An 18,310-nucleotide genomic window follows, 5' to 3' on the forward strand; every position below is an offset into this window, starting at 1 on the left:
CACGCCTCACTTGGAACAGCACCATGAGCCAGCCGATCAAGCAACGCCTGGAAAACAGCCTGCAAGGGGCCGCTGCTTCGGGCCGCAAGATCGCCAGCTACATGCTCGCCAACCTGCACGAACTGCCGTTCCAGACCTCGGCCAGTATCGCCGCCAAACTGGGCGTCAGCGAATCCAGTGTCGGGCGTTTCTGCCGCTCCCTGGGTTATGCCCATCTCAAGGCACTCAAGCAAGACCTGCAGAACGACCTCGGCGATGGCCCATGGCTGGTGGGGGATCGCCTGCAGGAATACCGCCAGCAGCACGACGACCGCACCCGCGCTGGCAGCCTGGAGCTGGAGATCGCCGCGCTGGTGCGGGTGCATGAGTACAGCCACAGCGAGGCCTGGCACCGCACGGCACAGCGCTTGGCAGAGCGGCCACGGGTGTTCATCGCCGGCTTTCAGACCGAGCGCGGCATCGCCCAGTGCATGGCCCACCTGCTGCACTACCTGCGCGATGGCGTGCAGGCGGTGGACGGCAGCGCCGGGCACTTCGGCGAAGTGCTGCTCGGCCGCCCGGAACACAGTGCCCTGGTGGTCTTCGAGGCGCGCCGCTATTCCCGTCATGCCCTGCTGCTGTGCCATAAGGCGCGCCAGGCGGGCATCCCGGTCACGCTGGTGACCGACACCTTCTGTGACTGGGCCGATGCCAATGCCGACGAGGTGTTCCGCATCCCCACCGAATTCAATCTGTTCTGGGAATCCACCTCGGCAATGCTGTCGTGGGTGCACCTGATGGTCAACGAGGTCTGCAAGAAACTCGGGCCTGATGTTGAAAAACGCTTGGAAGCGACTGCCGCTCTACATAACGAGTTCGTCGGCTACACGGCGGGCAAACAACAATAGCAAGAGTGCAAGAGGTGCAAGATGAACAAGACCATGGCTATGGTGGGTGCATGTGCGCTGCTGCTGGCCGGTGCGGCCAACGGCGAAACCCTGCGCTTCGCCACCGAGGGGGCCTATCCGCCCTTCAACTACGTCGACGCCAAGAACCAGTTGCACGGGTTTGACATCGACATCACCCACGCCCTGTGCGAGCAGATGAAGGTCGAGTGCACCCTGGTCGCCCAGGACTGGGAAGGCATCATCCCGGCGCTGATGGCGCGCAAGTACGATGCGGTGGTCGCCTCGATGATCGACACCGAGGAACGGCGCAAGAAGATCGCCTTCACCGACCACTATTACCGCACGCCGCTGACCGTCGCCGTGGCCAAGGACAGCAAGATCAGCGATGCCCAGAGCACCTTCAAGGGCTACACCGTGGGCGCCCAGTCGTCCTCGACTCAGGCCATCTACGCCGAGGACGTCTACGCCAAGGCAGGTGCCGACGTGAAGCTGTACCCGACCATGGACGAAGCCAACGCCGACCTTGCCGCCGGTCGCCTGGACGGGGTGATCGCCGACAAGTTCCCGCTGCACGAGTGGATGGACAAGAACGGCCAGGACTGCTGCAAGGTACTGGGTGATGTGGCCGGGACCAAGGCCGATGCCGCCATTGCCGTACGCAAGGACGACGACGCACTGCGTCAGCGGCTGAACACTGCCCTGGCCGAGATCGTCGCCAACGGCACCTACCAGAAGATCGCCAGCAAGTACTTCGCCTTCGACATCTACAACTGACTTGCGGCTCAATCGCCGGCACGCCGGCCTCACAGGTACAGCCACTGCTCAGGTTCAGTGAGCAACCTGTGTGAGCCGGCTTGCGGGCGACCGGGCCAGACCCGTCTGCACAAGGGGTACGTCATGCTCGATCAATTGTCCTTGCTGTCCTTTGCCAGCGGCGGCTGGGGCCAGGCCCTGCTGGCCGGCGCCCTGGTGACCCTCTCCCTGGCACTCGCCTGCCTGCCCATCGGCCTGCCGCTTGGCCTGCTGGTCGCCCTGGCAGCGCGTTCGCGCAAGCGTCTGCCGCGGGCCTGGGCAACCACCTTCTCCACCGTGTTCCGCGGCCTGCCCGAACTGCTGACTCTGTTGATCATCTACTACGGCTGCCAGATCGCCGCGCAGAAGCTGCTCGCCGCATTGGGCTATCAAGGCGAGTTTCTGATCAACACCTTCCTCGCCGCCATGATCGCCTTCAGCCTGGTGTTCGCCGCGTTCTCCAGCGAGATCTGGCTGGCGGCCTTCAAGACCTTGCCCAAAGGGCAATTGGAAGCCTGCTCGGCCCTGGGCCTGAGCCAACGCACGGCGTTCTTCAAGGTGGTGCTGCCTCAACTGACGCGCATTGCCTTGCCGGGGCTTTCGAACAACTGGTTGTCGTTGCTCAAGGACACCTCCCTGGTGTCGACCATTTCGCTGGTCGACCTGATGCGCCAGACCAACCTGGCCGTCAGCGTGACCAAGGAGCCGATGTTCTTCTATGGCGTCGCCTGCGTGGGTTACCTGCTGTTCTCCGCGGTGTCGGGGCGGGTGTTTGCCTATATCGAACGGCGTAGCAACCGTCACCTGCAAGGAGCACGCGCATGAGCGCCGAACAGCTGTTGGGCATGGTACTGGACCTGGACCTGCTGGAACGCTACGGTCCGCGCTTCATCGATGGCCTGCTGGTGACGGCCAAGCTGGTGGTGATTTCCTTCAGCCTGGGCGCCGTGTTAGGCCTTTTGCTGGCGCTGGCGCGCATGTCCCGCAACCTGCTGCTGCAGCGCCTGGCCGCCGGCTATATCTACTTCTTTCGCGGGTCGCCCTTGCTGGCGCAGCTGTTCCTGCTTTATTACGGCCTGGGCTCGCTCAAGGGTTTCTGGCAGGACGTGGGCCTGTGGTGGTTCTTCCGCGAAGCCTGGTTCTGCACCTTGCTGGCCTTCACCTTGAACACTGCTGCCTACCAGGCCGAGATTTTCCGCGGCAGCCTGATGGCCGTCGCGCCAGGGCAGCACGAAGCGGCACAGGCGCTGAACCTGAAGCGCTCGACCACCTTCTTCAAGGTGATCCTGCCCCAGTCCTTGTTGGTGGCTATCGGCCCGTTGGGCAATGAACTGATCCTGATGATCAAGGCCAGCGCCATCGCCTCGCTGGTAACCCTCTACGACCTGATGGGTGTGACCAAGCTGGCCTTTTCGCGCAGCTTCGACTTCCAGATCTACCTGTGGGCTGCAGTGCTCTACCTGCTGATCGTCGAACTGGTACGGCGCCTGCTCAAACGCCTGGAGGCCCGCCTGGGCCGCCATTTGAACTGACCGAAGGATATTGTCATGCATTGCCAGACCCTTGTTCTTGGTGCCGGCATCGTCGGCGTCAGCACCGCGCTGCACCTGCAGGCGCGCGGGCGGCAGGTCATCCTGCTTGACCGCGACGACCCCGGCAGCGGCACCAGCCATGGCAATGCCGGGCTGATCGAGCGCTCCAGCGTGATTCCCTACGCCTTCCCTCGCCGGTTCGGTGCACTGCTGCGTTATGGCCTGAATCGCCAACCGGATGTGCGCTACAGCCTGCTGCATCTACCTAGAGCGGCGCCTTGGCTGCTGCGTTACTGGCGCCAATCGGCGCCCGGGCGCCTGGCCGGCGCTGCCGCCGACATGCTGCCACTGGTGCAGCGCTGCGTTGAAGAGCATGATGCCTTCGTCGCGGCGGCCGGCCTTGAAGGGTTGGTACAGGCCAAAGGCTGGATCGAGGTCTACCGGGACCCGGCGCTGTTCGAACAGGCCAAGGCTGAACTCAAGCACCTGGCCCGCTATGGCCTGCAGTACGAAATCCTCAAGCGTGGCCAGTTGCAGGCCCGTGAGCATCAGCTCGACAGCGCCGTGGTCGGCGGCATTCACTGGCTTGACCCGAAAACCGTGAACAACCCCGGTGCCCTCACCCGCGGCTACGCAGCGCTGTTCGTCCAGCGCGGTGGGCAGTTCCTGCATGGCGATGCGCGCAGCCTGCGCCAGGCCGGCGGCCAATGGCAGGTCGACAGCCAGCGTGGTCCTGTTACGGCCGATGAAGTGGTGGCGTGCCTTGGCCCGCAATCGGCTGACCTTTATGAGCGCCTGGGCTACCGCATTCCGCTGGGCATCAAGCGTGGCTACCACATGCATTACAGCACCCGTGAGGGCGCGCAGTTACAGCACGCGATCTGCGACACCCAGGGCGGCTACGTGCTGGCGCCCATGGCCCGGGGCGTGCGCCTGACGACGGGCATCGAGTTTGCCGACAGCCACGCGCCGGGCAACGAAATCCAGCTCAAGCGCTGTGAAGCACTGGCACGCAAGCTGTTCCCCGCGTTGGGCCAACGCCTGGATGACAGCCCCTGGCTGGGCCAACGCCCCTGCCTGCCAGACATGCGCCCGGTAATTGGCCCGGCGCCTCGGCACAAGGGCCTGTGGTTCAACTTCGGCCACGCGCACCACGGCCTGACCCTCGGCCCGGTCAGCGGTCGCCTGCTGGCGGAACTGCTCACTGGCGAGCCCCCCTTCACTGACCCTGCGCCCTACAGCGCGGCACGTTTCGACTGAAACCACGCGGGAGAACAACAACATGACCGCCCCCCTGAGCGTTGCCAGCCTTGCCCCTGAGACCGACCCGCGCCCGGTGCTGATCCGCATCGAGGGCCTGAACAAGCACTATGGCGCCTTCCATGTGCTGCGCGACATCGACCTGCAGGTGCGCGAAGGCGAGCGCATTGTCCTGTGCGGCCCGTCCGGTTCCGGCAAATCCACTCTGATTCGGTGCATCAACCGCCTGGAAATCGCGCAACAGGGCAGCATCCAGGTAGCCGGCATCGACCTGGCGGCCAACAGCCGACAGGCCACCCAGGTGCGCAGCGAAATCGGCATGGTGTTCCAGCATTTCAACCTGTTCCCGCACATGAGCGTGCTCGACAACTGCCTGCTCGCACCCACCAGCGTGCGCGGCCTGACGCGCAAGGATGCCGAGGAGCGGGCGCGGATGTACCTGAACAAGGTCGGCATCGAAAGCCAGGCGCACAAGTACCCCAGCCAGCTCTCCGGTGGCCAGCAGCAACGCGTGGCGATCGCCCGGGCGCTGTGCATGAAGCCGCGGATCATGCTGTTCGATGAGCCGACCTCGGCGCTCGACCCGGAAATGGTCGCTGAAGTGCTGGATGTGCTGGTGCAACTGGCAGGCACAGGCATGACCATGCTCTGCGTCACCCACGAGATGGGCTTCGCACGGCAGGTGGCAGAGCGGGTGCTGTTCCTGGAAGCTGGGCAGATCATCGAGGACAGCCCGCCAGGGGTGTTCTTCAATCAGCCGCGTACCGCGCGGGCCAAGGGCTTCCTGGCTCAGATCCTTCATTGAAGGCCGCAGGCGCAAGGTCCCTTCATTGCAGCGCTGCAATGATCCAACTGCATCGTTAAATATAATTGACCTGCCCGCCCGCCAAACCCTTGCCGCCTCAGGCTCGCAAGGGTTTGACACCCCAAATTCTGGCGCAAATCCCCTTCCGACGCCCCCTTCGGCCGTTTGACATATCGAACGGCTCTGGCAAGCTATCTACAAGTCCCGACCGGAATCGTCGCCTCTGACGAGCCGGCAGTGCTCGGGACTTCAGGTAGCACATCAGGCCCCGGGCCGTGCACCTGCACAACAACGACAGGTCGAACCTGTCATAAGGTGACATATGTCCAACAGCAACATTGGCAACAAGCAACCTTCCCTGCGCAAACCCGTCGTCCTGATGACCATGGGCAGCCAAGAGCGCAAAGGCCATGACTATCAGGTCATGACCCACAAATACATCACCCCGCTGGTCGACTTCGCCGATTGCGTCCCGGTTCTGGTACCCACGTGCTGCGGCACCGAAGACCTCGAGACCTATCTGGACATGGCCGACGGCGTGTACCTGACCGGTGCCGGCAGCAACATCGAGCCAAGCCTGTATGGCCAGGAAAACCAGACCCCCGGCAAAGGCCAGGACGTCAACCGCGACCTGTTCGACATCCCGCTGGTGAAGGCAGCGCTCAAGCGTGGCCTGCCGATCTTCGGCATCTGCCGCGGGATGCAGGAAATCAACGTGGCCCTGGGCGGCGACATCTACCAGAAGGTCTACGCCGAGCCTGGCTTCAACGACCACCGGGAAAACCCGGAAGATCCGGTCGAGGTGCAATACGCCCAGGTGCATAGCGTCAAGATCAAGCCGGGCAGCTGGCTGCGCGAAACCCTCGGCACTGATCAGATCCGCGTCAACTCGCTGCATGGCCAGGGCCTGCGCAACCTCGGTGCCGGCATCGAACCGATCGCCCACGCCGAAGATGGCCTGGTCGAAGCGATTCACGCCCCAAGCATCTCGCCTTTCCTGTTTGCGGTGCAGTGGCACCCAGAATGGCAGGCGGCGAAGAACCCTGATTCGATCAAGATCTTCCAGGCCTTCGGCGATGCCTGCCGCGCCCAGGTGCGCAAGTCCCAGATCAAGCGCCAACAGGCCGCCTGACCCCAGCTTCGTCAGTTTTGATCGCGGGGCGGCGCAAGGTCGCCCCCGCTTCCTCGGTCACCCTCTGCTGGTCCCAGAACATTTCCCGTGGACGCGGGCGGCGGGCTTGTGCCTGTCTCCGCGATCGTTTTCCCCTTCACCCAAGCGATAGGGCAGCGGTATTAGCCTGCCCCCGGCACTGGCAAATAGCCTGCGCATCGCCACCACCTGAATTCAAAATGCTGGCCCCCAAGCATTTGAAGCGAAGGCAAACTTCTTTTTCCGTCAAATGCTTAGGACAGCAACATGCGAGTATTTCTAGCAACGGTGGCCGGCTGCCTGCTGGCCACGACAGCCTTCGGCGCTCAGGCCAGAGCGTTGAGCCAGAACGATCGCACGGTGTGTGGATGGGGTTCGCAAATTGCCGCCGAAGCTCAGCAGGCAAAGCTGTCCGGGGTGACGCTGTACGCCACCCGCAAGAAGTTGCAGGTACGCAGGTTCGCCAAGCCGTGGATGCGCATGACCGCCTTCGGCATCACCGAACAGACTTACAACAGCCGCTCGCGGCTGCAACCGGCTGCGATTAAGCAGACCTATTATGAGCAGTGTGTACAACACGCAATTGCAAAGCGTTAACTGTTGTTTATCAGTAGGTTAGCAACTAGATCTAATGTGGATTCAGCAAATTTGAGCTCAGCAGCGGGGCCACCTTCAATAGGTCGCCTCGTGCTCACCTTCTGGACTTAATACTTCAGAAAATATTTAGATTCTGATCTTAAACCACTGATTTTCATGGTTTTTACATTTTAGTTTTACGAAAGCGTGCTTTCGTGCACTGCGGGCGGCATCGAACGGGTGCAGATAATTTCTGCACCCAGCTGAACCCTCTGTCAGCAACCGGTAAGCGCCACAGGCTGGCGCTCGCCAGCAAAGAACAGGGGGCGTAGGCGCACGCCGATCACATTGCCGGCATAGGCCGCAACGAGCCACAGCCAGCCATGCACGCTACCCGAGGCAATGCCGCTGAAGTAGGCGCCGATGTTGCAGCCATAAGCCAGACGCGAGCCGTAGCCCAGCAGCAGCCCGCCGATGATGGCGGCAATCAGCGACGGCAGCGGAATCTTCAGGCTTGGTGCAAAGCGACCGGCCAGGCCTGCTGCCAGCAGCGCGCCAAGCACGATGCCAAGGTCCATCACCGTGGTGATGTCCTGCCACAGTGGCGCGGCCAGGGCCTTGGCGTTGGCCGGTGCCTGCCAGAACACCCAGCTGCCCACGTCCACGCCAACGCTGGAAAGGGTCTTGGCCCCCCACAAGGCAAAGGCAGAAGTGATGCCCCAAGGGCGCCCAGCCAGGGCCAGCGTAGCGTAGTTCAGCAGGGCCAGGGCAATGGCGCCCCACAACAGCGGCCATGGGCCACGCAGGAAACGGCGCAGGCCGTGGTGGTCACTGCTTGCCGGGGCTTGCAGGGCACCATGGCGGCGCTTTTCCAGCAGCACAGTCACCCAGGCGATCAGCCCGAACAGCGCCACGCTTGCCAGCAGCGCCGGACCGACACCCCACGCCTGGACGATCGAGGTAGCCGGGAAGGACGGCAATGCGAACCACCAGTCGGCATGGTGCGTGGCGGTGACCGAACCGATGATGAAGAACAGCAGGGTCACCAGCATCCGGGCGTTGCCGCCGCCCACCGTGAACAAAGTGCCCGAAGCGCAACCACCGCCCAACTGCATGCCGATGCCGAAGATGAAGGCTCCGAAGACCACGGACACACCGGCCGGCGCCACCAGCCCGGTGACCGGGTTGCCGAACAGGGTTCCGGCCGACAAGGCCGGGAAGAACAGCAGCACGGCCAATGTCAGCATGACCATCTGGGCACGCAGGCCTGCGCCGCGCCGTTCGTTGATGAACACGCGCCACGCGGAGGTGAAGCCAAAGGCAGCGTGATAAAGCGTCAAGCCCATGGCGGCACCGACGATCAGCAGCAGCACCTGCTTGAAGCCGGCGTTCAGGTTGAGGAACCAGGCGCCGGCCAGCAACAGGGCCAAGGCAATGAGGGGCGCGCCGAGGCGGCGCGGTTCGGGTGTGGCGATGGTGGAGAGACCCATTGGAATGCTCGGATTACAGTTAAAACGGGCGGCGATTATAGCGCCGGAGGTTGATCAATGCTGCCCGCGAAAAGCCCGGCGCATCTGTTAGGCTGATACAACCCTTCGTCAGCCCACCCGACCATTCGCCCCATGGATGAATTGCGCAAGATTGACCTCAACCTGCTGCTTGCCCTGCACGCGCTATTGAGCGAGCAGCACGTGACCCGTGCCGCCGTCCGTTTGCACCGCAGCCAGCCAGCGGTCAGCCACGCCCTGGCGCAGCTGCGCAGGCATTTCGATGACCCGCTGCTGGTTCGCCACAACGGCCAGATGGCCCTCACGGCCCGCGCCCAGGCCCTGGTCAAGCCGCTGCACGATGCATTGGGCAGCCTCAACGGCCTGCTGGCCGCTCCGCGGTTTGAGCCGACCCAGACCCAGCGCCGTTTCCGGCTCTCGTTATCCGACTACGCTTCGCGCATCATCCTGCCGCCCCTGGTGCGCCACCTGCGTCAGGTGGCCCCTGGCATCGACCTGGCCATCAGCCAGGCCAGCCGCGAGACCATGCTGGCGCAGTTGCTGGACGGAGAACTGGACCTGGCGTTGGGTATCTTCCCTGAGCTGCCCCACGACATCTGCGCGCAAACCCTCTTCGAGGACAGTTTCATCAGTGTTGCCGACCGCCGTGTGCTGCCCGCCACCGGCGGCCTTGCCCTGGACGACTGGCTGGCACGCCCTCACGTGCTCATGGCCATGCGCCCGGATGCCCATGACGAGATCGAGCGCGCGCTGGCCGCGCAGGGGTTGCGCCGGCGCATAGCCCTGGCACTGCCGCACTGGAGCGCTGCCGTTGACGTACTGGAGGGCACTGACCTGATCCTCACCGTGGCCAGGCGCGCCGTAGGCCCGATGCAGCCACACAAGGCATTGCGTCAGTTCGCCCCTCCCTTGGCGATCCCTGCCCTGGCCTATCACCAGGCGTGGCACGCCAGAAAGAACAGTGACCCCGGCCACCGTTGGCTCCGTGAAGCCGTGTGGGCGTGCAGCCAGCCGGGCAATTGATCAGCCTTCGGGCGGCTTGACGATACTCGACGCAGTGCTGGACGTGTCGGCCGCCCAGGAGCCCTGGACCAGGAACACCCCGACCAGAATCAGGATCACCCCTGCGACCCGAGGCAGGCTCACCGGTTTGCTGGTAACGCCTAGCAAGCCGAAATGGTCAACGACCACCGAGGTCAGGATCTGCCCTGCCACCACCAGCACCAGAAAGCCCGCCGCCCCCAGCTTGGGCGTCAGCGCCGCCGCTGCGGCCACATAGAGTGCGCCCAACACACCGCCGATCCACAGCCACCAGGGCCCTTGCAGGGCCTTGCCCAGGTCTGGCATCGGCACCCGCAGGATCAGCAGTGCGGCAATGACCACCACTGAGCTAACGGTAAGCGAGGTGAACGCCCCCCATAGCCAGTGCCCCAGGGCGCGGCCTACGGCTGCGTTGCTGGCGGCCTGATAGGGCAGCACGATACCCGCGAATAGGGCGAGCAGAAGAGGAAGGAAGGCAATAAGCAGGGCTTTGTTGACCATGAATGCACTCATCGAAGGACAGGATGGGCACATGATCGACAATCGACACGCTTGATGGAAATCGAACCGGTGCACCCTACTTATTCGTGGCATGGATGATGCGTGCGATCGGCCTTTCGCGGTGCAGTCCGCCCTAATGGGTTCAAACCGAGGGTGGCCACCGCGAAAGCCCGCACGATTAGCGCGACGTTTCTACCCGCAGCACTTCAGTGAAGATCGCATCGACCGTCTGGTCGACCTTGAGGTTCTTCATGCGTGCCTGCAGTTCAGGGTCCTCGACCTTGACCACCTGCAGCTTGCCTTCTGGCGGCAGCAGGCTTACCTCGTGGGTATTGAGGTCGATCTTCTTGATCTGCGACGTGACCTTGACCTGGCGGAAGGCCTCGCCCCCAGGGTTGGGGTTGTTCTGGGTAGCGCGAATAGTGCCCGACTCCTCGGTGGCCTTAGGGGCGCCACCTACGTCGGTGTTAAGCACATAGGCCACCGCACGGGTCACATAGATATCGACTTGGTCACCCACCTTGAGGTTGGGCAGCGCCTTGGCCTTTTCCGTGAACTGGAAGGTCACGTCCTTGTCATGCGGCCCTTTCACCGTTACCTGGCGACTCGCCAGATCAATGGCGGTGACCTCTGTCGTCACATGGCTTTCCAGCGCTTCGCTGGCGATGGGTATGTCGGCAGCCTGTACCGTGAAGCTGGCGGTACCCACCAGCGTGGCAAGAGCTACGGCACGAGCGAGTGTGCTAAGAACATTCATATAGGCCTGCTTCCCTGTTATCAAGACCGGATTGGCGCGCGAACGGTTCGCGCGCCGCTCCTACACCATAGCTGGACTTACTGATTGCGCGTGACCCGCCACACGGTATTGGCCAGGTCATCGGCAATGATCAAGGCGCCGCGGGGGTCTACCGTGACACCCACTGGCCGGCCGCGGGTCTTGCCATCGTCGCCGCGAAAGCCGGTGGCGAAGTCGATGGGCTCGCCTGCCGGCTTGCCGTTGCTGAACGGGACGAAGATAACCTTGTAACCCACAGGGTTCGGCCGGTTCCAACTGCCGTGTTCGCCTACGAACACGCCCTCGGCGAAGCGCTCGCCCATGGCCGGCAGGGAAAAAGCGACGCCCAGCGCGGCGACATGGGAACCGAGGCTGTAATCAGGCTTGATGGCAGCCGCTACCTTGTCGGGGTTTTGCGGTTTCACCCGCTCATCGACGTTCTGTCCCCAGTAACTGAAGGGCCAGCCGTAGAAGGCCCCTTCACGAACCGACGTGAGGTAGTCCGGCACCAGGTCCGGGCCCAGCTCGTCACGTTCGTTGACCACGGCCCACAATTGCCCGGTGTCCGGCTGGATGGCAAGCGCAGTCGGGTTGCGCAGGCCGGTGGCGTAGGGTTTGTGCGCACCGGTGGCCGCGTCCACCTGCCACACCCTGGCGCGATCGAGTTCCGCCTCCATGCCGCGCTCGGTGATGTTGCTGTTGGAGCCGATGCCAACGTACAGGTAGCGACCATCGGGGCTGATGGTCAGCGCCTTGGTCCAGTGGTGGTTGATTTCGCCTGGCAGGTCGGTGACCTTGGTCGGCGGGCCGTCCGCCTTGGTCTGGCCGTCCTGATAGTCGAAACGCACCAGGGCATCCTGGTTGGCCACGTACAGCTTGCCATCGGCAAAGGCCAGGCCGTAGGGGGCGTTGAGGTTTTCGGCGAACACCGTCTGCAGCTCATAGGTGCCGTCGCCATCGGCATCGCGCAGCAGGGTCAAACGGTTCCCGCCCTTGACCTGGGTGTTGCCCTTGGCCTTGATCTGGCTGGCGATGACGTCCTTGGGCTTGAGCTGGGCAGCGCTGCCACCACGGCCTTCGGCCACAAGGATGTCACCGTTGGGCAATACCAGGCTCTGACGGGGGATCTTCAGGTCAGTGGCAATCGCGGTAACCCGATAGCCTTCGGGCACGTTCGGGGTCTGCTGGCCCCACTGGGCAGGCTGGGCGATCTTCATGCTGGGTAGCAGACCACGCTCGGGGGTCGGCAGTTTCGGGTCAGGCCCCAGCGACTGGGTGGCTTCACCGTCACCGCCACAGGCACTCAACAGCAGCGCCACGCTCAATGCTGACAAGGCATGCAAAGGCTTCATGCTGCACCTCCCGAACGCAGATTGCTCATGCCGAGCCATGCCGCCACACAGGCCAGTATCGTCACGATCACAGACAGCACCAGGCCTGCGGGCATCACGGCCCAGGCGTCCTTGGCGTGCTCGAAGGCGTTGACCAGCCCCAGCACCCACGTCACCAGCAACAGCAGAAAGTACAACGTCGGCCGCCCGCCCTTGCGCTCGGCGCGGATCAGGTTCACCAGTGCAAACAGTAATGCAAGCCCGCAGAACAACAAGCCACCGGCGATCAGCCAGGCGGCGAAGTTGCTCCACTGGATCTGGTAACTCTTGAAGTAGGCAATGTCACTCAGCAAGGCGCCGAGAAACAGCGGTACCGTGCCGGCCAGCAGGATCGCATGCAGCGGGCTGGGCGTGCGTCGGTAGAGGATGGGGTCGGTAGCGGTCACGGTGCCTCCCTTATCATTCAGTGACCCATGGCTGAGGGATTGGCACGAAGGCCCGGTCCGTCAGGCTTGCGCGGTGTGCGCCTAGCAAAGGATCGCTTCGGTGTCCGATAAGTTCACCGTTTGGCTTGTTTGACATATCCTGAAAGCATTAACCATCGAACGCTTCAACCAGGCAAGGAACCCAGGGCATGAGTGCTCATACCGCACGACCGTACACGCTGTGGGCCGCGCATGCCCTGCTGGCCGTTACCCTCGCGCTGACTGCCGGGTGTTCGAACAGGCACAGCCAGACGCGCTACTACGCGGCGGCAGCCGGCTCGAACTGCTTCGCCAAAGCGGTGCCCAGCCTGGGGGAAGGTGGACTGGCCTGGGGCAATACGCTGAGCATCGCCCGGCAGAAATCGATGAACAATTGCATCCGTTATGCGGGCAGGTCGGGAGGCACACCCAACACCTGCCAGGTGGTCATGGCCAAGTGCAAGAACTAGCGGCTACAGCGCCCCACATCGTGCGCCCTCCAAGGGGCGCCAGGCGCCCCTTGGCAACCGTCACACCGCCTTGGCGCGTGCAGCGTGCAGTTTCTTGTAGCTCTCGACCAGGCGCAGGTGGCGGTCCAAGCCTTCGAGCTTCATGCTGGTTGGCGTCAGGCCGTGGAAGCGCACCGTACCGTCTACCGAACCGAGCACCGCATCCATGCGCGGGTTGCCGAACATGCGCCGGAAGTTGGCCTCGTAGTCTTGCATCTCCAGCTCATCGTCCAGCACCACTTCCAGCACCACATTCAGCGCCTGATAGAACAAACCGCGTTCGACGGTGTTGTCATTGAACTGCAGGAACGCTTCGACCCACTCCTTGGCATCCTCGAAACGGCGCAGCGCGAGGCAGATCAGCAGCTTCAGCTCAAGGATGGTCAACTGTCCCCACACCGTATTGTCGTCGAACTCCACACCGATCAGCGTGGTGATGGTGGTGTAGTCGTCCACCTCGCAGTTGTCCAGGCGCTTGAGCAGCGCCCGCAATGCCCGGTTGTCGAGGCTGTGCAGGTTGAGGATGTCGGCGCGGAACATCAGCGCGCGGTTGGTGTTGTCCCAGATCAGGTCCTCGACAGGGTAGATCTCCGAGTACCCCGGCACCAGGATGCGGCAAGCGGTGGCACCGAGATTGTCGTACACGGCCATGTACGCCTCTTTACCCAGGCCCTCAAGAATGCCGAACAGCGTTGCGGCTTCCTGACTGTTGGAGTCATCGCCATGGCCGGAGAAGTCCCATTCGACGAACTCGAAATCGGCCTTGGCGCTGAAGAAGCGCCACGACACCACACCGCTGGAGTCGATGAAGTGCTCGACGAAGTTGTTCGGTTCGGTCAGCGCATGGCTCTCGAAGGTAGGCTGCGGAAGGTCGTTGAGGCCCTCGAAGCTGCGGCCCTGCAGCAGTTCGGTGAGGCTGCGCTCCAACGCGACCTCAAAACTTGGGTGCGCGCCGAACGAGGCGAACACGCCGCCGGTGCGCGGGTTCATCAAGGTCACACACATCACCGGGAACTCGCCACCCAGCGAAGCATCCTTGACCAGCACCGGAAAGCCCTGCTCTTCCAGGCCCTGAATACCGGCGACGATGCCCGGGTACTTGGCCAGCACCTGCTGTGGCACATCCGGCAGGCACAGTTCACCTTCGAGAATTTCACGTTTGACCGCCCGCTCGAAGATTTCCGACAGGCACTGTACTTGCGCCTCAGCCAGGGTGTTACCGGCGCTCATGCCGTTGCTGAGGAACAGGTTTTCGATCAGGTTTGACGGGAAATACACCACCTGCTGGTCCGACTGGCGCACAAATGGCAACGAACAGATGCCCCGTGCGGTATTGCCCGAGTTGGTGTCATACAGGTGCGAGCCACGCAGCTCACCATCGGGGTTGTAGATCTGCAGGCAGTATTGGTCGAGGATTTCGGCGGGCAGCGCATCCTGCGGGCCTGGCTTGAACCATTGCTCGTTCGGGTAATGCACGAACGGCGCGTTGGCGATGTCCTCGCCCCAGAACTGGTCGTTGTAGAAGAAGTTGCAGTTCAGGCGCTCGATGAACTCCCCCAGCGCGGAGGCCAGCGCGGCCTCCTTGGTCGAGCCCTTGCCATTGGTGAAGCACATCGGCGACTGCGCATCGCGCACGTGCAGCGACCACACGTTAGGCACGATGTTGCGCCACGAGGCGATCTCGATCTTCATGCCCAGGCCAGCGAGGATGCCGGACATGTTGGCGATGGTCTGCTCCAGCGGCAGGTCCTTGCCCGGGATATAGGTGGTGGTGTCGGCCACCGGCATCAACAGGCCCTGGGCATCGGCATCGAGGTTGTCGACCTCTTCGATGATGAACTCGGGCCCGGTCTGCACCACCTTCTTGACCGTGCAACGGTCGATGGAACGCAGAATGCCCTGGCGGTCTTTCTCGGAGATGTCTTCAGGCAGCTCGACCTGGATCTTGAAGATCTGGTTGTAACGGTTCTCGGGGTCGACAATGTTGTTCTGCGACAGGCGGATGTTCTCGGTGGGGATATCCCGCGTCTGGCAGTACAGCTTGACGAAATAGGCGGCGCACAGTGCCGACGAGGCAAGGAAATAGTCGAACGGCCCCGGGGCCGAGCCATCGCCCTTGTAGCGGATCGGCTGGTCGGCGATCACCGTGAAGTCGTCGAATTTGGCTTCAAGACGAAGGTTGTCGAGAAAGTTGACCTTGATTTCCATGCGGGAACACCGTGATTTAAGCGTGCAAAACGAAATTGGCCGGCATTATCCGGTTTTTTGCCCTGGAAGTCCTGTTTGCCTTCGTGGACTGGCGCGAACCACGGTGAGTTGCGCATTCCAGCGGATTGCTTGCCTGATCCTCCGAGGCCACAGGGCCTGACGGACCGACGGTCATCGCCCTGTGCTAGCTTTTCTGAATTGGGAACGACGCATTCCCTGCATGACGACAAAACGACCACAACCGACGATCAGCAGGTGAGCCATGGAACTTCGCATCAACCAAACGACGTACCAGGTCGAGGCGGACGCCGACACGCCATTGCTGTGGGTAATCCGCGATGACCTGGGCCTTACCGGTACCAAGTACGGCTGCGGCCTGGCCCAGTGCGGCGCCTGTTCGGTGCTGGTGGACGGCAGTGTGGTGCGCGCCTGCGTCACGCCGGTGGCGGGCGTGGTTGGCCGTGAAGTGACCACCATCGAAGCCATCGAGGCCGATACGGTGGGCAAGCGCGTGGTCGCCGCCTGGGTCGAGCACCAGGTGGCGCAGTGTGGCTACTGCCAGTCTGGTCAGGTGATGGCCGCCACCGCGTTACTCAAACACACCCCCTCCCCCAGCGATGCGCAGATCGATGCGGCGATGGTCAACCTGTGCCGCTGTGGCACCTACAACGCCATTCATGCGGCCGTTCACGCGCTGGCTCAAGGGGAGAACGCCTGATGAATACGCCTGTCGAGGTGCCCACGCAGGTGCTCAGCCTGCCGCCGGGTGAAATGGTCAACCTGTCGCGGCGGCGCTTTCTCGTCGGTGCCACAGCCGGCGCGCTGGTGCTCGGCTTCGGGCTGCCGCTGGGCGCCAGCCGCGTGCACGCGGCTACGGCAACCACAGCGGAGCGCGGCACCCAGGTGCCCGCCTTCCTGGAAATACGCCCGGACGGCACGGTGCGCCTGCTGTGCCCGTTCATGGAAGGGGGTCAAGGCACCTACACCGCCATGGCGCAGATCGTCGGCGAGGAGCTCGATGCGGACCCAGCGACATTTCTGGTCGATAGCGCACCACCTGGCGAAGCCTACGTGGTGATGGAAAACGGCCTGCGCATCACCGGGGGCAGCATGTCGGTACGCATGAGCTACCCGACCATGCGGCGTCTCGGCGCTCTGGCCCGGGCCATGTTGCTGCAAGCGGCGGCCGAGCAGCTCGGCGTACCCCTCAGCGAGCTGAGCAGCGAACCAGGCAAAGTCGTGCATGCTGCCTCAGGCCGCGCGTTGCCCTATGGAGCACTGGCCGAACGCGCCATGGACCTGCCCGTGCCAGACCCGACCCGCGTGAAACTGCGTGACCCCAGCCAGTTCCGCTGGATCGGCAAACCGGTACGGCGCCTCGATGCCTACGACAAGTCCACCGGCAAGGCGCTGTACACCATCGACATCAAGGTTGACGGCATGCTCCATGCCGCCGTCCAGCACGCGCCCCGCCTGGGCATGACGGTGGGCAGCCTGCGCAACGAGGCGCAGGTCCAGGCCATGAACGGTGTGCACTCAGTGCATCAGCTACCGGGCGCGGTAGCAGTGGTAGCCGAACGCTGGTGGCACGCCAAGCGTGCAGTCGAGGCTATCCAGGTAGACTGGCGGGAGCCTGCCGCCGACAGCAAGGTCCGGCCCATGCCTGCGGACTTCTCCAGTGACGCGTGGCGCGAACACTTGGCCGCGCAACAGGGACCGGCCCGTGACGAGGAGAACGAAGGAGATGTCGCCAACGCGCTGGCCAGTGCCACCACCACGGTCCAGGCCACGTACCACAACCAATACCTCAACCATGCCCAACTGGAGCCGCCGTCCGCGCTGGCACGTTTCAACCCCGATGGTTCGCTGGAAGTGTGGCTGCCCAACCAGGCCCCCGACATGTTCCGCGACGACATCGCCAAACGCACCGGCCTTGCACCTGCTCAAATCACCTTGCACTCGCCGCTATTGGGCGGTTTCTTTGGCCGCCACTTCCTTTATGACTCGGCCAACCCCTACCCGCAGGCCATCTTGCTGGCCAAGGCCGTCGGCCGCCCGGTGAAGCTGATCTGGAGCCGCGAAGAAGAGTTTCTGCGTGACGTATTGCGGCCCGTCGCCGTGGTCAAGTTTCGCGCCGGGCTCGATGCCGAGGGGCTGCCCGTGGCCATCGAGGCGGTGAGCGCCACCGAAGGCCCAACGGAAGCCCTGGCGGGCAAGCAGGGCGAAAAAAATGACCCGACGGCGCTCGAAGGGCTATCGGGCAAGGCCTACGCCATCGCCAACAAGCGCATCGCGCAGATTTATGTCAAAGGCCCGGCCATGCTGGGTTACTGGCGCTCGGTGGGCAATTCACTGAACGACTTTTTCTACGAAGCGTTTCTCGACGAACTGGCCGACAAGGGCGGCAAGGACCCCTTCGAACTGCGCCTGCACCTGTTGCGCGACAACCCGCGCCTGACCACCCTGCTGCAGGCGGTGGGCGAACTGTCCGGCGGTTGGAAACGCGGGCCGTTCACCGCCGAAGATGGCAGCACACGGGCACGCGGCGTGGCCATGGCCTCGCCCTTTGGCTCGGAAGCGGCAGTGATCGCCGAGGTGTCGATTGAACAAGGCCAAGTGAAGGTGCACGACATCTGGGAGGCGATCGACCCCGGCAGCATCGTCAACCCGGCGATCATCGAAGCCCAGGTCAATGGCGCCGTGGCCCTCGGCCTGTCCCAGACGCTGGTTGAGGAAGCCGTGTACCTCGAGGGTAAGCCACGTGCGCGCAATTACGACCTGTACCCGATCCTACCGGCGTCGCGCATGGCCCGGGTGCATGTGCGCATTGTCGAAAGCGGGGCGAAGATGGGCGGCATCGGCGAACCCCCTTTGCCTGCGGTAGCGCCCGCAGTGGCCAACGCCGTGGCGCAGCTTACAGGCCAGCGCATCCGCAGCCTGCCGATGAGCCGTCATACCTTCAGCTGACCGG

Annotated in this window: 18 protein-coding genes; 12 read left to right on the top strand and 6 right to left on the bottom strand. The window is 63.3% G+C overall.

Annotation, left to right across the window (positions count from 1 at the left end; translation table 11 throughout):
- Window positions 1–23: 23 nt before the first annotated feature.
- From APH34_RS02500 to APH34_RS02535, 8 genes are all read left to right on the top strand, one after another.
- A complete protein-coding gene (locus tag APH34_RS02500; RefSeq protein ID WP_054899594.1) occupies window positions 24–887 on the top strand; it encodes a MurR/RpiR family transcriptional regulator in 864 nt (287 codons plus the stop codon).
- Between the two features lie 21 nt (window positions 888–908).
- Entirely contained in the window at window positions 909–1,661 is a 753-nt protein-coding gene (locus tag APH34_RS02505; RefSeq protein ID WP_054899595.1) for a transporter substrate-binding domain-containing protein, read from the top strand.
- Between the two features lie 123 nt (window positions 1,662–1,784).
- On the top strand, window positions 1,785–2,504 hold the full coding sequence (locus tag APH34_RS02510; protein WP_054899596.1) for an ABC transporter permease: 720 nt from the start codon (window positions 1,785–1,787) through the stop codon (window positions 2,502–2,504).
- Window positions 2,501–3,211 carry an ABC transporter permease gene (locus APH34_RS02515; RefSeq protein WP_054899597.1) on the top strand — a complete coding sequence of 237 codons (711 nt, stop codon included), beginning with the start codon at window positions 2,501–2,503 and terminating at the stop codon, window positions 3,209–3,211. Before APH34_RS02510 ends, APH34_RS02515 begins: the two co-directional genes overlap by 4 nt.
- A 15-nt stretch (window positions 3,212–3,226) precedes the next feature.
- Window positions 3,227–4,471: an FAD-binding oxidoreductase gene (locus APH34_RS02520; RefSeq protein ID WP_054899598.1), complete on the top strand. Its 1,245-nt coding sequence runs from the start codon at window positions 3,227–3,229 to the stop codon at window positions 4,469–4,471.
- 22 nt (window positions 4,472–4,493) lie between these two features.
- Window positions 4,494–5,276, top strand: a complete 783-nt coding sequence (locus APH34_RS02525) for an amino acid ABC transporter ATP-binding protein (protein WP_054899599.1) — start codon at window positions 4,494–4,496, stop codon at window positions 5,274–5,276.
- A 322-nt stretch (window positions 5,277–5,598) separates the two neighbouring features.
- Window positions 5,599–6,408, top strand: coding sequence for a gamma-glutamyl-gamma-aminobutyrate hydrolase family protein (locus APH34_RS02530; protein ID WP_054899600.1), 810 nt, complete (start codon window positions 5,599–5,601; stop codon window positions 6,406–6,408).
- A gap of 285 nt (window positions 6,409–6,693) precedes the next feature.
- A complete protein-coding gene (locus APH34_RS02535; protein ID WP_054899601.1) occupies window positions 6,694–7,023 on the top strand; it encodes a hypothetical protein in 330 nt (109 codons plus the stop codon).
- 254 nt (window positions 7,024–7,277) lie between these two features.
- On the opposite strand, the gene APH34_RS02540 is transcribed toward APH34_RS02535, so the two are convergent.
- Entirely contained in the window at window positions 7,278–8,492 is a 1,215-nt protein-coding gene (locus tag APH34_RS02540) for a YeeE/YedE family protein (protein ID WP_054899602.1), read from the bottom strand.
- A 132-nt stretch (window positions 8,493–8,624) separates the two neighbouring features.
- Here APH34_RS02540 and APH34_RS02545 point away from each other — a divergent pair, with 132 nt between their 5' ends.
- The gene (locus APH34_RS02545; RefSeq protein ID WP_054899603.1) at window positions 8,625–9,533 is read left to right on the top strand and encodes a LysR family transcriptional regulator; all 909 of its coding nucleotides are present in this window, start codon (window positions 8,625–8,627) and stop codon (window positions 9,531–9,533) included.
- Here APH34_RS02545 and APH34_RS02550 read toward each other — a convergent pair whose 3' ends face one another.
- The 4 genes from APH34_RS02550 to APH34_RS02565 form a co-directional block, all read right to left on the bottom strand.
- Complete coding sequence (locus APH34_RS02550; protein ID WP_054899604.1) at window positions 9,534–10,052, bottom strand: DMT family transporter; 519 nt, start codon at window positions 10,050–10,052, stop codon at window positions 9,534–9,536. It lies immediately after the preceding gene.
- A 178-nt stretch (window positions 10,053–10,230) separates the two neighbouring features.
- A complete protein-coding gene (locus APH34_RS02555) occupies window positions 10,231–10,809 on the bottom strand; it encodes a hypothetical protein (RefSeq protein WP_054899605.1) in 579 nt (192 codons plus the stop codon).
- 77 nt (window positions 10,810–10,886) lie between these two features.
- Window positions 10,887–12,179: a sorbosone dehydrogenase family protein gene (locus APH34_RS02560; RefSeq protein WP_054899606.1), complete on the bottom strand. Its 1,293-nt coding sequence runs from the start codon at window positions 12,177–12,179 to the stop codon at window positions 10,887–10,889.
- Complete coding sequence (locus APH34_RS02565) at window positions 12,176–12,604, bottom strand: DUF2231 domain-containing protein (RefSeq protein WP_054899607.1); 429 nt, start codon at window positions 12,602–12,604, stop codon at window positions 12,176–12,178. The genes APH34_RS02560 and APH34_RS02565 overlap by 4 nt, the downstream gene beginning before the upstream one ends.
- A gap of 188 nt (window positions 12,605–12,792) precedes the next feature.
- On the opposite strand from APH34_RS02565, the gene APH34_RS02570 reads away from it, so the two are divergent.
- Window positions 12,793–13,092, top strand: coding sequence for a hypothetical protein (locus tag APH34_RS02570; RefSeq protein ID WP_054899608.1), 300 nt, complete (start codon window positions 12,793–12,795; stop codon window positions 13,090–13,092).
- A gap of 60 nt (window positions 13,093–13,152) precedes the next feature.
- Here APH34_RS02570 and APH34_RS02575 read toward each other — a convergent pair whose 3' ends face one another.
- Entirely contained in the window at window positions 13,153–15,339 is a 2,187-nt protein-coding gene (locus APH34_RS02575; protein ID WP_054899609.1) for an OsmC domain/YcaO domain-containing protein, read from the bottom strand.
- 262 nt (window positions 15,340–15,601) lie between these two features.
- Between APH34_RS02575 and APH34_RS02580 the strand changes: the two genes are divergently transcribed.
- Together APH34_RS02580 and APH34_RS02585 are read left to right on the top strand one after the other, a co-directional pair.
- A complete protein-coding gene (locus tag APH34_RS02580) occupies window positions 15,602–16,057 on the top strand; it encodes a (2Fe-2S)-binding protein (protein WP_054899610.1) in 456 nt (151 codons plus the stop codon).
- A complete protein-coding gene (locus APH34_RS02585) occupies window positions 16,057–18,306 on the top strand; it encodes a molybdopterin cofactor-binding domain-containing protein (protein ID WP_054899611.1) in 2,250 nt (749 codons plus the stop codon). Before APH34_RS02580 ends, APH34_RS02585 begins: the two co-directional genes overlap by 1 nt.
- Window positions 18,307–18,310 lie beyond the last annotated feature (4 nt).

This window comes from Pseudomonas sp. NBRC 111131, assembly GCF_001320525.1.
Taxonomy (GTDB): domain Bacteria; phylum Pseudomonadota; class Gammaproteobacteria; order Pseudomonadales; family Pseudomonadaceae; genus Aquipseudomonas; species Aquipseudomonas ceruminis.